The organism is Yersinia hibernica (genome assembly GCF_004124235.1).
Classification (GTDB): domain Bacteria; phylum Pseudomonadota; class Gammaproteobacteria; order Enterobacterales; family Enterobacteriaceae; genus Yersinia; species Yersinia hibernica.
In genome coordinates this window covers 3,207,973-3,223,429 of record NZ_CP032487.1, presented here as the reverse complement: position 1 = coordinate 3,223,429, position 15,457 = coordinate 3,207,973, and the positions used below count along the sequence as shown (strand labels likewise).

Sequence of the window (15,457 nt, the reverse complement as noted above, 5' to 3'; positions counted from 1 at the left end):
AGGTTAAGTAAAGTCCGACAGTTATATTGACCGAGTAATTATAAACTTTTGCAAATTAACTGACGGGTGTTGCGAGAATATATCTTATATCAAATAAGAGTTGATTTTATGTTTCATAATGTTTGACTATTGTTCTATGAATTGAGCAAAAGGGAAGCATTATGCTTTGGAAAAACACCAAGGAGCAGTTTGGGCGTATCACTATTAGTGTCCATTGGCTGGTTGCACTGACTGTATATGCGCTGTTTGCTCTAGGATTATGGATGGTGACTTTAGGCTATTATGATGGTTGGTATCATCAAGCGCCTGAAATACATAAAAGTGTTGGCTGTATACTTTTCGCTGTAATGCTATTTCGGGTAGTTTGGCGCTTTATTTCTCCGCCGCCAAAGCCACTATCAAGTTATAGCCGTTTTACGCGAGTCAGTGCGATATTGGCGCATCTGATTTTATATATTTTCTTATTTTTGATTATGTTTAGCGGTTATTTGATCTCGACGGCTGATGGGCAACCTATCAATGTCTTTGGCTGGTTTACTGTGCCGGCGACATTAACTAACTTACCGGATCAGGCCGATACTGCCGGGACAGTGCATCTTTATCTGGCTTGGGCTGTTGTAGTGCTTTCACTATTACATGGGCTGGCCGCGATTAAGCATCATTTTATTGATGGTGATATTACCCTTAAACGGATGCTGGGACGTAGCACCGACTAACCAACTGTATTATGGAGAATTAAGCATGTTTAATAAGACCCTATTGGGCCTGACTGTAGGCGCACTGATGTTTACCGCAGGTAGTGCCGTAGCCGCCGAATATAAAATTGATAAAGAAGGTCAGCACGCCTTTATCGAATTCCGGATTAAACACTTAGGCTATAGCTGGTTATATGGCAGTTTTAACGACTTTGATGGTTCTTTCACTTTTGATGAGAAAGATCCTGCTGCGGATAAAGTGAAAGTGGTAATCAACACAAATAGCGTAGATACCAATCATGCTGAGCGTGATAAACACCTACGCAGTAAAGAATTCTTGAACGTCAGTAAATTCCCACAGGCGACGTTTGAATCGACCGAAGTGAAGAAAAATGCTGAAGGTTATACTGTCGTGGGCAACCTGACATTAAATGGCGTAACCAAGCCGGTGACATTAGAAAGTAAGTTAACTGGTCAGGGGAATGACCCATGGGGTGGTTACCGCGCCGGTTTCGAAGCTAATGGTAATATTAAGCTGAAAGACTTTAATATCACCACTGACTTAGGCCCTGCTTCACAGGAAGTCGAGCTGATTTTGTCAGTCGAAGGCGTCCGAGCTAAATAATATCCGTATTTTATTTAAAGGGGCCTTTGGCTCCTTTTTTATCACTTATATTAAGTCATCGCTCTTGAGCTGTGAGTGAGCTAAAAAAGGCCCATGGCTGACTGAATCTCTGATGATTAGCTCGGATTGGAATATATTTTCATTGGATAAATATCCGCCATCCAGCATCGACACTAAGCGATTAATAACTTCATTTATCATACCACTGACGGGATCTTTGATACTGGATAATGAAGGGAGAAGGAAAGGCGCAATAGGGATATTGTCGAACCCAATGATGGAAATATCGCCAGGAACATTTAAGCCGGCTTCATTGAGCTTTTTCATTGCACCAATGGCCATATCATCGTTACTGGCGATAATTGCGCTGAAGGCAACTTGGTGAGTTAATAATGATTCTACCGCCGCAGTACCACTTGCTGGTGTCCATTTTCCTTGCACAATAAGCCTCTCCTGAACAGGGAGAGAAAATGCAGCGAATGCTGCTTTATACCCAGAGAGGCGTTCAATTGCGGTCGGGGAGTCAAGTGAGCCGGTAATAAAAGCGATATCCCGATGACCTCGCTCAATAAGATATTTAGTCGCATTATAACTGGAGCCTTTATGGTCACAGAAAATACAGTGGCTATGATTTTTCCGCAGCTTCCTATTAACCACCATGATCGGCTGTTTATATTTATCAATTATAAGATCCATGGCATCAACGGTTAAAAAGCGCGGATAAATTATTATTGCATCACAGCGTAGGTCGAGCAGGAACTGAATAGCTTCTTGTTCCTCTTGCGCGCTGTGTTTTCCATCAACCAGCACTAACTGACGGCCATTATTTTCTAATTTTTGTGCAGCTTGAGACAGTATTTCATTGAAGTAGCTGCCGTTATACAGAGTATTGGTTACCACTAAGCCAATACACTCAGATTTATTGGTTGCCAGATTTCTTGCCAGCAAATTTGGCCGATACCCGGTCTCTTCAATGGCTTTAAACACCTGCTCCTTCGTTGTTTCACTGACATAACCTTTGCCCGACAAAACCCGCGAAACCGTGGCTTTTGAAACACCGGCTTTCTTTGCCACTTCTTGCATTGTAGACATAGGCCCATCCTGACACGTTGAAATTACTGTCATTCTATACTCTTCGTCCTTGAAATTGCAGAGCTGTTCGCAGCATTAGTGGCTTGGCCAGCGGCAGAGTGCATCCGCTGTTCATGACGTCGATGTCGATCAGCATCACAGAATGGAAATAGAATAAATTCATATCTTGAAATCCACTTCGTATTTTAAGACTCTCATGTGGAACCGGTTACCTATATGTCTGGAAATGACCAAAGACAATATCTTTCCAGTCAGAAAACTATTTATAACTATATGAATATGATAGCTAATTACGCATTTTGCGGATAAGGGGACTTCCTTTCACTCTGCACAAAGGGTTACTTAGCTCGACGCGCGCCATTATGGGGGTTCCTGTCACTGCGGTGAAGTACACTTATACTGTTATCCCCGCACTCTGTATGACCTGGCTGCTGTCTTATATTGAGCGGTGGGTTGACCGCATTACGCCAGCAGTGACTAAAAACTTCCTTAAACCAATGCTGATTGTGCTGATTTCAGCACCTATCGCCATCATGTTTATTGGGCCATTGGGCATCTGGATTGGCAGTGGCATCTCTTCTTTGGTCTATAGCGTGCATGATTATCTGGGCTGGCTTTCTGTGGCGATTATGGGGGCACTTTGGCCATTGCTGGTCATGACCGGCATGCATCGTGTTTTTACCCCCACGATTATTCAAACTATTGCCGAAACTGGGAAAGAGGGCATGGTTATGCCATCAGAAATTGGGGCCAATTTATCACTGGGTGGCTCATCGTTGGCGGTGGCTTGGCGCACCAAAAACCCAGAATTGCGCCAAACAGCGCTGGCTGCGGCGGCTTCCGCGATTGTCGCCGGTATCTCTGAACCGGCACTTTATGGTGTGGCATTGCGGCTTAAACGCCCACTGATAGCCAGCCTTATCAGTGGATTTATTTGTGGTGCAGTGGCGGGAATTGGCGGATTAGCCAGCCATTCAATGGCATCACCGGGATTATTTACCAGTGTTCAGTTCTTCGACCCGGCAAATCCTATGAGTATTGTATGGGTATTCGGCGTCATGATGTTGGCGATAGTCATTTCTTTTGTGACCACACTCTTACTCGGGTTTGAAGATATTCCGGTTGAAGACAGTGCTGATGGCCGCGCGGCTTTCGCCGACTCTACTGTTTCGCACCATGCAGTAAAAATTAACTAAATAAAGAGGTATTAAATGCCAGCAGCAATATTTCCCGACGGTTTCTTATGGGGCGGCGCATTAGCCGCAAACCAGGCCGAAGGTGCTTGCTTTGAAGGTGGGAAAGGGCTGACAACAGTGGATATGATCCCTCACGGGCCACACCGCTTAGCCGTGAAATTAGGGCAGGAAAAACGCTTTGCCTTAAGAGCGGATGAGTTTTACCCCAGTCATCAAGCCATTGATTTTTATCATCGTTATAAAGAAGACATTGCGCTAATGGCTGAAATGGGGTTTACCGTATTTCGCACATCAATAGCATGGAGCCGGATTTACCCTAAGGGTGATGAAATGACTCCTAACGCGGAGGGTATCGCTTTTTATCGGGAGCTGTTTCATGAATGTAAAAAGCACAATATTGAGCCGTTGGTAACTCTATGTCACTTTGATGTTCCTATGCATCTGGTGACGGAATATGGCTCATGGCGCAACCGAAAAATGGTTGAGTTTTTCACTCGTTATGCTCAAACATGTTTTGAAGCTTTTGATGGTTTGGTGAAGTATTGGCTGACATTCAATGAAATTAATATTTTGCTGCATAGCCCATTTTCTGGCGCGGGGCTGGCATTTGAATCGGATGAAAATCAGGAACAGGTAAAATATCAAGCCGCTCACCACCAACTGCTCGCCAGCGCATTAGCGACGAAAATTGCGCATGAGGTCAATCCTGATAATCAGGTGGGTTGCATGTTGGCCGGCGGAAACTTTTATCCGCGCACCTGTAAACCTGAGGATGTCTGGGCAGCGCTGGAAAAAGACCGTGAGAATCTATTTTTCATTGATATTCAGGCCCGTGGGGCTTATCCCGCTTATACAAAACGCCTTTTCAAACAGAAAGGCATTGCCATTACGACCCAGGAGGGAGATGACGATATTCTCAAACACACCGTCGATTTCGTCTCTTTTAGCTATTATGCTTCGCGCTGTGCTGCGGCGAATATGAATGAACACAACAGCAGTGCGGCTAATATCGTAAAATCTTTGAAAAATCCACATATACAGGCCAGTGAATGGGGATGGGGTATTGACCCCTTAGGTCTGCGTATCACCATGAATATGATGTATGACCGCTATCAAAAGCCGCTTTTCTTAGTTGAAAATGGGCTAGGGGCCAAGGATGAAATTAACTCTCAGGGCGAGATCGAAGACGATTATCGTATTAGCTACTTACGCGAGCATATTAAAGCAATGGCAGATGCCATCGATGATGGTATTCCGGTTATTGGATATACTTCATGGGGATGCATTGATTTAGTTTCCGCCTCTACCGGGGAAATGAGTAAGCGCTATGGGTTTGTCTATGTTGACCGTGATGATCAGGGGCATGGTTCTTTGGCCCGCAAGAAAAAGAAATCTTTCTATTGGTATAAAAAAGTTATTGCCAGCCATGGCGCTGATTTGAGTTAAACAATTCGTCGGGAATAGAGTGTAGGGCTTATATTCCCGGCGAATTCGCTGTCGCATTATCTTATATTTTTGGTGTGTCACTCGGAACGATCGCGTGTCGAACCTTTCTTCAAGTTGAGCATAAAATCCATAAACGCAGCTCGCAATGGGGCAAATATCGGGTGCTTGCGGTTCTCCATCATTGTCTCTGAAAACAGTTTCAGACCAAGTGCAAATGCGGCTGTTTTCTCCTTACCGAAGTCCAGATCTTCACGCGCCTGTAACCGCTCGATGATGCCGAGGATCTCATCGTGATTCTCGGCTTCGAATGTTATCGGAGCTTTATTAATGGCTTCACCTTTGCGGTCGGTTAGTGGCTCAATAGTGATTCGATAACGGTAACCCGGCATTATTTTTTCTCCGGCTCATGAGTTTCAGCCGCATTGGGCGCTAACTCTTTTTCAATGGCTTCGACGGCTGTCAGTAAAGCAGCATTAATATTCTCAACCTGCTCTGGCGTAACATCCGAGCGCATCATACTGCTGCGCAGAATATGACGTAAACGATGCATTGCATCGGAAATACCTTCAGCCATATTACCCTCAGGACGGCGATTTACTTGGGCCAGCCGCGAAAAAATAATATCAACCATTTGTTGGTTTTGCTGTAATTCGGCTTTACCGGCATCAGTAATTTGGTAGCTTTTACGGCCATTGCCTGTGGCCACTGGAATAACAAAATCCTGCTCTTCTAATAGGGTCAGTGTTGGGTAAATAACACCTGGACTTGGCACATATAAACCTGAAGATGCCTCTTCGATAGCTTTAATCAGCTCATAACCATGGCTGGGCTTTTTATTAAGTAATGCTAACAGAACAATGCGCAAGTCGCCGTGTTCAAACAGGCGTTGCATTTTTTCACCACGCCCACGTCTGCCGCCTCTTGCCGTTTCAATCGCTTCCGCTGCCATATGGTGACGGCCGCCGCGACGCATTCTTTCGCCGCCGCGATGCTGCTCTTCATGGTGATTTTCACCACAATGAAGACCACGTTTTGAAAAACCAAACATAATAAATCTCCTTTAGATATATCGAAACAGTTTCGATATATCTAATCTAGTTCGATATATCGAAATTAGCAAGAGGTGGATGCAAAAAAGATATATCTAAATGTATTTGGGAGAGCGAGGGGATTGGTAGATTGGGAGTGGAATGGGGCTGCGTGGTAGCACAGAGGCCCCTCAGTCGCCATTCCATTTTATGCTAAGACAGAAACCTGTAATTAGGCTCCAATAGGTTGATAACCTTGCCATTCTGGGGTGAAATTCTTACCACTAGCCGATGGGGTAAGGTGCACATATAAGTTATCAATCTTGTCCAAAAGTAGGCAATCATCGACCTCTTTGAGATTGTCTTTATGCTGCTGCAGAGCGCCATTAAGCAGTGATGCCAGCCCTTTCACTTTGGCTTGCTGGACATCATGCGCCACAAACAGATCGAAAGCATGCAACTCGGCAAGCACCGAAGGATGGTAAGCACCGACATTAACAAAAAACAGCTTATTGCTATCAATGGGGGATGTATCAGCAAGAGTTATAGCGTAACCATCGACCCAGGTAATGCGTGCATATCCATCGATATGTATTTTATCTGGATCGCCGAACCAAGCGGCCCTAAGTGCTGGCCAAGCATCTTCTGGATTTTTTGCAGCTACAAACTGAATATCATGAACCTCAATATTGGATTTTTTCGCATTTCCACCGAGATAAAACATATACAAGTACACTATGATCCCCTCTATTGTGCTTTATATCATATATATAGCGTTATCATTACATAGTCGCTATATATTACTCTATATATCGATTGGGTGAGAAGAAACCATTCAGATGTTTTCGGTTTTTACTGGGGTTGATTCAACCCACGCGAATGGTAACTTCAGTTATGTGTTGTTTAATAGGGAAATGCGAATATTGCATTAAAAAGAAGAGAAGTTGCTGTTATGGGGATAACTACAAATCGCCCCTTGCTCCGCAAACAGCACCGAGCAAGGGGAAAAGTTGCTGGTTAAGCTATTAGCTTTTCTTCACAAACTCAGATTTCAGTTTCATAGGGCCAAAACCATCGATTTTGCAATCGATATTGTGGTCACCTTCAACTAGGCGGATGCTCTTCACTTTGGTGCCGATCTTCAGAGTTGAAGAACTCCCTTTTACTTTCAAGTCCTTAACAACAGTGACGGCATCACCGTCAGCCAGCAAATTACCGTTGGCATCACGAACAACCAGACCTTCTTCGGTTGCTGCGGAATCACTATTTTCCGACCACTCATGGCCACATTCTGGGCAATTCAGTTTTTCCCCTTCCTGCCATGTATATTCAGAATTGCATTTTGGACAGTTTGGTAAACCCATCACGCTAACCTCTTGAAATTAAAATTAATAAATGTAAAAAGTGATAAATAAAAGACTACTGTGCTGATGTTCGTCTATTTTACACTTTTTATCACATTAAAGGATAGTCAGACTGTGATTAAAGTCAGTAAGAGGCGTTTTATTTACCACGACATAATGTCATTATCTTACTATATCTTGTGATTCTTTGTGGTTTAGAGCCCGTAGAGATGATTGGCTTGTTTATCAAAAGAATAGAAATTAATCTGTCGTTTTGGCTGGCTGCTTTATTTTTTCATTAGTTCGTACTGATAAGATAATCGCGTCAATTTTGATGACTAAGATTCAGCGGTCATCGAGAGGGTAAATATTGTTATTTGTATTTTGATATCTAAAAAGATGTGAGTTTATTTTTAATAAATAACGTTGAATTAAGCATAAGATTTAGTACTTGAATCGTAGTCAAATTTAAAGTGCTATGTAAACTCTCAAAATCATTTTTTATAAAGAATGTGAATTCTAATTTTTAAAAATAAAGTTATTGTTTTTTCAAGTGGTTAAGATTTTTGGGTGGTTATTAATTAGAGATGTCTATTTTAGTTAATTGATTTGATTTATTTAGGTGTTATTGGTAATCATTGCTTTTCAATGGTGGGATTTACCTACGTTTGTAGGTGTTTGCTTTCAAAAATATAATGCCTGTCTGATATCTTATTAGCTTAGAAATGTTTATTATCCTCAACTTCCAAATCATAGGATATTCAAGTCAATAATTATTTTTGACATAAATTAATTTCTATTTATTAGATTTATTATGAATGGGTTTTAAAAATGAATAAAGGATTCATCGCAATATCGCTGTTAGCATTATCTAGTTCAGCTTTTGCGATAGACGGCACTATTCAGTTTAGCGGCGCATTTACTGATTCGCCTTGTGAGATAAACGTTAATGGCTCAACAACCACGGGTAGTTCATCTGCCAGTGTTATATTGGATACTTGGAACGTTGCTAATTACAAAGGTAATGTTGGTGCAACGACTGATTTAAAACCTATCACAATCTCTTTGTCTGGTTGCCCTTCTAAAACACAAGCTAATATCCAGTTTAATGGCACAGTGAATGCAACTAACCCGGAATTGTTTGCTATTCAAACCGGAGCTGGTGCTGCAAGTAATGTAGGGATCGCGCTTTATAGTTCTTCTAATACAGCCGATATTATCACACCGAATACACGCGATTTAGCAATCCCGTTAACAACGCAAGCGGGTGAGAAAACTATTTATGCGAGCTATATGACGACTGGATCTGATGTTGGCCAAGGTGAGGCTAATGCCGATGTCACCATTGATATTTCTTACGAGTAATTACTGATTTTATGGCCTCATGACCTTTTAGTGGGGCCAATATTAATTTCTGGGGATTGATAATGACATTATCAAATTTTAAAAAATATATATTTCCTTTGCTGCTTATTACGTTTTCCTACCATGCCTATGCAGGGATTGTCATTGGTGGAACTCGCATTATTTATAATGGTGATAAAAAAGAGTCATCGGTGTCGATTCACAATCCGGACAGTAATCCGTTTCTTATTCAATCCTGGTTAAATGCCGAGAATAATAGTATTCAACAGGATAATACGATTCCTTTTATCGTGACACCGCCTTTATTTCGCTTAAATGCAGATGCAACAAACTCGCTACGTATCGTCAAAACAGGCGATCTACCTGACAACAGAGAGTCGGTTTACTGGTTAAATATTAAATCTATACCAACCTCTAATCCGAATGCTAAAAATGAGCTAAGCATTTCTGTCAATAGCCGAATTAAACTTTTTTATCGCCCGGCAAGTTTAAATGCAAAAGATGCAGCGATTGCCTATAAAAAGATAACATTCAAACGCAATGGAAATAAAATTTATGCTCATAATCCGACGCCATTTTATGTTTCATTTAGCGAGTTGAATGTTAACGGTGCCAAGATAACTAATCCCGGAATGATTGCACCTCAGAGTGAACAGTCATGGGAGTTACCAACACAAACATCTTCAGCGCTATTGAAGGTGAATTGGTCAGCAATTAATGATTATGGTGGAACAACGCCAAGAGAGACAAATACGAATTGAGTCCTTACTCCTGTCATACCATAGCCCGATGATAAGCCATAAAGGGTGGCGATATCGCTTTAAATAATAATCATGAGCCATTATGAAAAGATATTCATATAATAGAAAAAATTCTTATTTGCTCTTGTTAAATAAAAGGGAAATACGCTGTCTCCCACTTTCATTACTTATTTCAGTAGTATTAGTGTCAGGAGGGTGGGGTACGGCGGCCAGAGCAGAAGACTACTTTAACCCTTATTCACTTGATAAAAGAGGCATGCAAGGTATTGCTGATATTGATACGTTATCTGTGTTCTCACAATCGAAAGGACAACTGCCGGGGAAATACAATGTTGATGTTTATATCAACAATGATTTTATTGGACTAAATGAAATAAACTTTATCGTAGATGATAGCAATCAATTGGTTCCTGAGCTGACGAAGGGGCAGTTGATTGAGTGGGGAGTGAATTCAGACTCGCCTGCATTATCAACGTTAAGTGATGATACTAATATCACTTCACTGCAAAACTATATTCCTGATGCGACAGCTAAGTTTGAGTTCGCACAGCAGAAATTGTTTATTAATATACCGCAGATTGCGATGAAAACGACGGCTCGCGGCTATATATCTCCAGAGTCCTGGGATCAAGGGGTATCTGCATTTACCTTAAATTATGGTTTAACAGGTTCTAAAACATGGCATAACGATCAAGAAGATCAGCATGCCGAGTTTTTGAGCTTACGCAATGGCCTTAATATGGGGGCTTGGCGTTTACGTAACTATTCTGTCTATTCTCAAAGTGAGAGTCACCACCAATGGGAAAATATCCATACTTATATGGAACGGGATATTGCTTTTTTAAGGAGTCAGTTAACACTAGGCGAAACTAACTCCTCTGGTGATATCTTCGTCAGCTTTCAGTTTAAAGGTGTTCGTCTGGCCTCAGATGAAAATATGTTGCCATATAGCTTGCGTGGATTTGCCCCAGTTATTCGGGGAATAGCTCAGAGCAATGCTAAGGTTACTGTTAGACAAAATGGGTTTGTTATTTATCAAACTCATGTTCCGGCAGGGCCTTTTGAGATTAATGATCTCTATCCAACATCAGTCAGTGGTAATTTGGAAGTCACAGTGACAGAATTGGATGGCAGTGAACAGACGTTTGTTACACCATTTTCATCTGTCCCGATTATGCAGCGGAATGGCCAGTTTAAGTATTCACTGAGTACAGGTAAATATCGTGCCAACACGCCAGATGCGAAAGAACCAAGTTTTATTCAGTCTACATTAATATACGGGCTGCCGTGGAATACGACATTGTATGGTGGTGGGCTGTACTCTGATAAATATAACGCAATTGCGTTAGGTACTGGGTTAAATCTAGGAGAAATAGGGGCTTTTTCTGTTGATGTCACTAATGCCAGAACAAATTTTGATGTGCAGGATCAGTCTCAATCTAACGGACAATCTTATCGTTTTCAGTATGCAAAAAGTTTATTAACCAGTGGAACAACCGTTACACTGGCAGGATATCGCTATTCGACAGAAGGATATTATGATTTTGCTGAAGCTAATGACTATCATCATCCCCAAACTCGTGCGAATAAACGTTCGCGCATGCAAGCTAATATTAGCCAAACATTAGCTGGTTACGGTTCAGTTTATTTAAACGGATATCAACAGGATTTTTGGGTCAAGTATTCAATGTGTTGATCATGCGGTAGAATCACTCTTTTTGAAGTGTGCATCTGATGGCTAAAGTTGACGTAAAATGCACGTTTTGTGAGCAAATCGAATCTGTTAAAAAGCATGGCCTGGGTAAGGCCAAACTTCAGCGCTATCGGTGCCAGTCGTGCTGCCGTACTTTCCAGCTCGATTATGCTTATCGCGCCTGCCAACCCGGCATGAAATCACAAATTGTCGACCTTGCAATGAACAATGCCGGTATTCGAGACACTGCCCGAGCTTTACATATCAGCATTAATGCCGTTGTGCGCACACTAAAAAACTCTCGCCGAGAGTTGTAACCACGCTTCCTCTGGATAACCTGCAAATTCAGCTTATCTGTGAAGTTGATGAAATGTGGTCGTTTGTTGGCAATAAAAAGCGTCAGCGTTGGCTGTGGTATGCATGGGAGCCTCGTCTCAAACGTATTGTTGCTCATGCTTTTGGGCGCAGGAGCAAAATGACGCAGTGCAAATTACTGGGTTTACTGTCGGGCTTCAGAGTCGCCTTCTGGTGTACAGACAACTTCAGTGCTTATGAGATGTTACCGGCTACAAAAGACATCACAGGTAAGCTTTACACCCAGCGGATTGAACGCGAAAACCTGAATCTTCGTAACCGGTTAAAACGACTGAATCGCAAAACGCTTGGGTACTCAAAATCGGCAGAAATGCATGACAAGATAATCGGCACGTTCATTGAGCGTGAGCATTACCTGCAATGACCCTATCTACATATTGAATACGTGACCGACTCATTGGGGTGATCTGGATTAACTACTATCCTAGATCACCGTGAGTAATTTCGAGGGTACTCCAGGTTGATTCTTCAAATTACCAGGAGAAATGACCGCCTTTTGACCGCTCAACGCGACCAGGTTTTGTTGTGGCTGACCGGCTAACTACCGGTGTTGTTGAGCGTCAGATCGGCATCTCGTACAATGTAGGGGGAAACCGGCGATTGTATTTATTTCTTTTCACAACATTCTAATATCGGTATTAACCGCAAGGATCATCGTGTTCTGCTATAGCACAGAATCTGAGTTTGTATTCCAGATTCTGTGCTTTGGTTAATCATTCGGTTAGCATATTCGTCAGGCTCACCAGCAGGTATAACTCTCTATTCTGTCTATATAGTATGTATATGTCAGTGCCATATTAATAGTGATAGGGTGCAGCAGCACATATATATAGCGTGAAGAGCGTGAGTGAGTGGTGATATGGGTAATATGAGATAAAATTGGCCGCGTGGTTGCCAAGTATATTTATTTTCTAGATTTATTAGTCTTGTGCTTTGTAGAAGATGGCATTCCAGGTTTCAACTTCGGAAAAATATTATGTAATTTATGTTGTAAATATACATGCGTATTTATTGTGTTATGCATCTAACGTTATATGGAAAATCAATCATTACCTTAATCTCAATATTGAATATTCAAGAGGCACAGTTATGGCTTACATTAAAAAAATAATAAAGGCAGTATGAAAAGTAAAAGTAAAAGTAAAAGTAAAAGTAAAAGTAAAAGTAAAAGTAAAAGTAAAAGTAAAATCGAACCTTATATTATTAAGCGTGCTATTCTTGTTACTCTGGAGACCTATGATAAATTCATTGAAGATGTTCATCGTATTCCTTTTATTGGAAAAGACCAGCGTCAGTCGCCTTCTTTTTACCTTGAAATCCAGAGGTTTCTACAACATCTAATCTGCAATAACTTCCTTTATGCCGAAGATACAGAAGAAACTAACTCCTGGACGCAATATTCGCCAATATTCAATGAGCTGGGTAAAAAGGAATTACCTTTTGTTTTTAAGCAGAAGAAATATCTCTGCTGTAAGAGGGCACTTGAGTTGCTTAAAAAATCCGGCATTATTGATTTTAAGGACCACCGTTTCGAGCACGCGAAATGTCGCATCTTTGCATTGTCGAAGGCATCACTTAAGCGTTGGTTTGGTGTATCGCCGGTTGAGTACAAACAACGCACGGATCGCTATATCTACCTGAATACTGGGAGGCGGCAGCGTGACCGTGGTGTCATGACGGAAGAGCAGCTGATTCAGCAAGCACTCGAACAGGTTAATAAGCCTAAGCATGCTACGCGCCATGTATCCCGAGAAACTCAGCAATACATGCGTCAGGTATACCTCAGTATGGGCGGTTTACGTATCAACCTTGATAAGTTGCAAGCCTATGTGCCTAAAAATGAGCGGGAAGCCTTGCACAAGGTACATTTCTTGCAACATCTGGCAGAGCGTGGGTGCAACTTGATCTCAAGCGTTCCTCTGGTGGTTGAGTACTTCCCTGAGTACAAGCTGGCGGACACGGGAACCCGCTCATTTGAGAAGAATGGAGGCTTCCAGGCGATGAAATCAGTGATTAAGTGGGCAGTATTTGAAGGGTATAACTACGATATCAAGAGTAGCCAGTTGACAATCCTCCGGCATGAGCTGGAAAGGTATGGCATCAGTTGTAAACGCCTGGCGAAGATCACTAAAAAGAAGGTTATGCAGCGGTTTAACGTTGATGAGAAAACCGCTAAGCGGCTTATTTATACCTTGATTTACTCGCTTGGTGAGTTCCGTAAACATAAGGACAGCGCCGCGTTTAACACGCTATGTGAAATGTATGGCTATGAGCTGGCGGTTGAGAAAGCCGACGAATGGCGGGAGTTTGTCCGGCCTATAAAGAAAGCACTGAAGAAGCTGGTAGAACGGTACATTGACGAGGGCGTTAATTGTCCGGGGCGTGGGCGGGCAATCCGTAACGCTGTCCGTCAGTCATATATGATTAAGCCGAATAAAATTATGGCAAGCGACCGTCGCAGTATCCTCTCGCATATGATCCAAGGTATTGAAAGTAAGGCTGTGTATGAGTGTATTTTGCAAAATCCAGGCGTATGCGGCTCGATTGAGCATGATGGGGTAGTCAGCAGCGAAGAAATCATCTGGAACCACCCATATTTGGAGTTAGTGCAGAAACACTAAGGTTCTACGGGAACTTTTCTTCAGCAAGTTATAGCTAAAAATTACAGACCGCCAGGAGCTGTGAGTTCAATCGATGGATGCAACACACTGGTTAAATCGCTGTGTCGGTAACCAGTAAAGCTGATTGTATGGTTACGGTGAGGGAACAAATGCCCCCGCAACATCAGGGGGCATGGCATTAAAGAGAGTTACTGAGCATCTTTACCGTAATTCGGTGAACGCGGACCATACAGAATGCCGTTAGGCGTTCCTGCCGTCAGCATACGGGTGCTGGTAACACCGGCAATATCATGACTACGATCAGTCAGTGTATCGCTGATTTGTGTGACCGCCGCTTGCACCAACATGCCGATGACACCACCAGAAGAGTTATCGCCTTCATTGCTGGACGCAGTAGCACTGCCGCTCCACAACAATTTGCCGGTTCTCAAATCAACCAGTTTGGCATTCGCTGTGACACGAGTATCACTGGTGATAATCTGATAAGAGGTACCGTATTGCACCACAGTGATGTACAGCACCGCATCTGCGCCAAAGATTTTATGCAGTTTGGCCGGGCTGGCAGCATGGATATCACCCGCATTCGTCATGCCATTTTGCTTAAATGTCTCTTCCACGACAGCAACGGGCAGCACGTAATAGCCCGCCTCAGAGAGTGGATAAGTGACCTGAGACAGCATGCCATGGCTGGCAGAAACTTCTGGTGATTGGTTCTGTGGCAGCAAGACCAAAATACTCTTTGGTTTACTTTGCTTAAATGCAGAATAGTCCTGCTGTACTGGTTTGGCACAGCCAGTCAACAGTAGCGCCATCATGACCGCGCAGATTGCGAAAATAGATTTCATTTAAATGCCCCTTTATCCTTGCTCATCAAGAAATCCATAAACGGAGCAGACTCAGGGAATGCCGTTTTCTCGGTATTGAATTCAGCCATCGCCAAATCTGTATGCCCGGTATTGCCATACAGCATGCCCAAATGAGCATGTAAGCCCGGAGGAACTGGCATGTTTTTCGCGCGTGACTTTTCAATATTCTCTTTTAAAGCGGCAATTTGCTGTTCAGGGCTGGCATCCGATTTATAGTAATCATAAATCGTTGTTTGGTAGTTATCCCAGTTGTAAATAGGTTTAGGTGTTGTGGCACACCCCGCCAATACAGCGGCAGCCAGCACCAAAGAGAGCTTTTTCACTAATTTCATGTTGCGGTATCCATACTCG

The 15,457-nt window shown here is 42.6% G+C and carries 15 protein-coding genes and 1 pseudogene; 9 read left to right on the top strand and 7 right to left on the bottom strand.

Annotation, left to right across the window (positions count from 1 at the left end):
- Positions 1–161: 161 nt before the first annotated feature.
- Positions 162–716, top strand: a complete 555-nt coding sequence (locus D5F51_RS15210; RefSeq protein ID WP_129197651.1) for a cytochrome b — start codon at positions 162–164, stop codon at positions 714–716.
- Between the two features lie 25 nt (positions 717–741).
- A complete protein-coding gene (locus tag D5F51_RS15205) occupies positions 742–1,320 on the top strand; it encodes a YceI family protein (RefSeq protein WP_025379008.1) in 579 nt (192 codons plus the stop codon).
- A gap of 45 nt (positions 1,321–1,365) precedes the next feature.
- Here D5F51_RS15205 and D5F51_RS15200 read toward each other — a convergent pair whose 3' ends face one another.
- On the bottom strand, positions 1,366–2,412 hold the full coding sequence (locus D5F51_RS15200; protein WP_129197649.1) for a LacI family DNA-binding transcriptional regulator: 1,047 nt from the start codon (positions 2,410–2,412) through the stop codon (positions 1,366–1,368).
- A gap of 362 nt (positions 2,413–2,774) precedes the next feature.
- Here D5F51_RS15200 and D5F51_RS15195 point away from each other — a divergent pair.
- Together D5F51_RS15195 and D5F51_RS15190 are read left to right on the top strand one after the other, a co-directional pair.
- Positions 2,775–3,608, top strand: a pseudogene (locus D5F51_RS15195) (PTS transporter subunit EIIC); the annotation flags it as partial.
- A gap of 15 nt (positions 3,609–3,623) precedes the next feature.
- Complete coding sequence (locus D5F51_RS15190) at positions 3,624–5,054, top strand: 6-phospho-beta-glucosidase (RefSeq protein ID WP_129197647.1); 1,431 nt, start codon at positions 3,624–3,626, stop codon at positions 5,052–5,054.
- 77 nt (positions 5,055–5,131) lie between these two features.
- Here D5F51_RS15190 and D5F51_RS15185 read toward each other — a convergent pair whose 3' ends face one another.
- The 4 genes from D5F51_RS15185 to D5F51_RS15170 all read right to left on the bottom strand — a co-directional run bounded on the left by D5F51_RS15185 (position 5,132) and on the right by D5F51_RS15170 (position 7,449).
- The gene (locus D5F51_RS15185; RefSeq protein ID WP_129197645.1) at positions 5,132–5,443 is read right to left on the bottom strand and encodes a DUF3861 domain-containing protein; all 312 of its coding nucleotides are present in this window, start codon (positions 5,441–5,443) and stop codon (positions 5,132–5,134) included.
- Positions 5,443–6,102: a PadR family transcriptional regulator gene (locus tag D5F51_RS15180; protein WP_129197643.1), complete on the bottom strand. Its 660-nt coding sequence runs from the start codon at positions 6,100–6,102 to the stop codon at positions 5,443–5,445. The genes D5F51_RS15185 and D5F51_RS15180 overlap by 1 nt, the downstream gene beginning before the upstream one ends.
- A 212-nt stretch (positions 6,103–6,314) precedes the next feature.
- Positions 6,315–6,818, bottom strand: a complete 504-nt coding sequence (locus D5F51_RS15175; protein WP_167480529.1) for a DUF1543 domain-containing protein — start codon at positions 6,816–6,818, stop codon at positions 6,315–6,317.
- Between the two features lie 289 nt (positions 6,819–7,107).
- Positions 7,108–7,449 carry a zinc ribbon domain-containing protein YjdM gene (locus D5F51_RS15170; protein WP_162301752.1) on the bottom strand — a complete coding sequence of 114 codons (342 nt, stop codon included), beginning with the start codon at positions 7,447–7,449 and terminating at the stop codon, positions 7,108–7,110.
- A gap of 807 nt (positions 7,450–8,256) precedes the next feature.
- Here D5F51_RS15170 and D5F51_RS15165 point away from each other — a divergent pair.
- The 5 genes from D5F51_RS15165 to D5F51_RS22795 all read left to right on the top strand — a co-directional run bounded on the left by D5F51_RS15165 (position 8,257) and on the right by D5F51_RS22795 (position 14,240).
- A complete protein-coding gene (locus D5F51_RS15165) occupies positions 8,257–8,790 on the top strand; it encodes a fimbrial protein (RefSeq protein ID WP_025379000.1) in 534 nt (177 codons plus the stop codon).
- Positions 8,791–8,852: 62 nt separating this feature from the next.
- A complete protein-coding gene (locus D5F51_RS15160; protein ID WP_129197641.1) occupies positions 8,853–9,551 on the top strand; it encodes a fimbrial biogenesis chaperone in 699 nt (232 codons plus the stop codon).
- Between the two features lie 82 nt (positions 9,552–9,633).
- A complete protein-coding gene (locus tag D5F51_RS15155) occupies positions 9,634–11,247 on the top strand; it encodes a fimbria/pilus outer membrane usher protein (protein WP_129197639.1) in 1,614 nt (537 codons plus the stop codon).
- A gap of 38 nt (positions 11,248–11,285) precedes the next feature.
- Positions 11,286–11,983 (top strand): IS1 family transposase gene (locus D5F51_RS15150; RefSeq protein ID WP_129196014.1). Its coding sequence is split into 2 segments (ribosomal slippage): positions 11,286–11,535 and positions 11,535–11,983, totalling 699 coding nucleotides; the frame shifts between segments, so codons are not numbered across the junction.
- Positions 11,984–12,740: 757 nt separating this feature from the next.
- On the top strand, positions 12,741–14,240 hold the full coding sequence (locus D5F51_RS22795) for a hypothetical protein (RefSeq protein ID WP_245994807.1): 1,500 nt from the start codon (positions 12,741–12,743) through the stop codon (positions 14,238–14,240).
- Between the two features lie 188 nt (positions 14,241–14,428).
- On the opposite strand, the gene D5F51_RS15140 is transcribed toward D5F51_RS22795, so the two are convergent.
- Positions 14,429–15,085 (bottom strand): DUF799 domain-containing protein, encoded by a 657-nt coding sequence (locus D5F51_RS15140; protein ID WP_050878943.1) that lies wholly within the window; start codon positions 15,083–15,085, stop codon positions 14,429–14,431.
- Complete coding sequence (locus tag D5F51_RS15135) at positions 15,082–15,438, bottom strand: DUF4810 domain-containing protein (protein WP_050878944.1); 357 nt, start codon at positions 15,436–15,438, stop codon at positions 15,082–15,084. Before D5F51_RS15135 ends, D5F51_RS15140 begins: the two co-directional genes overlap by 4 nt.
- Positions 15,439–15,457 lie beyond the last annotated feature (19 nt).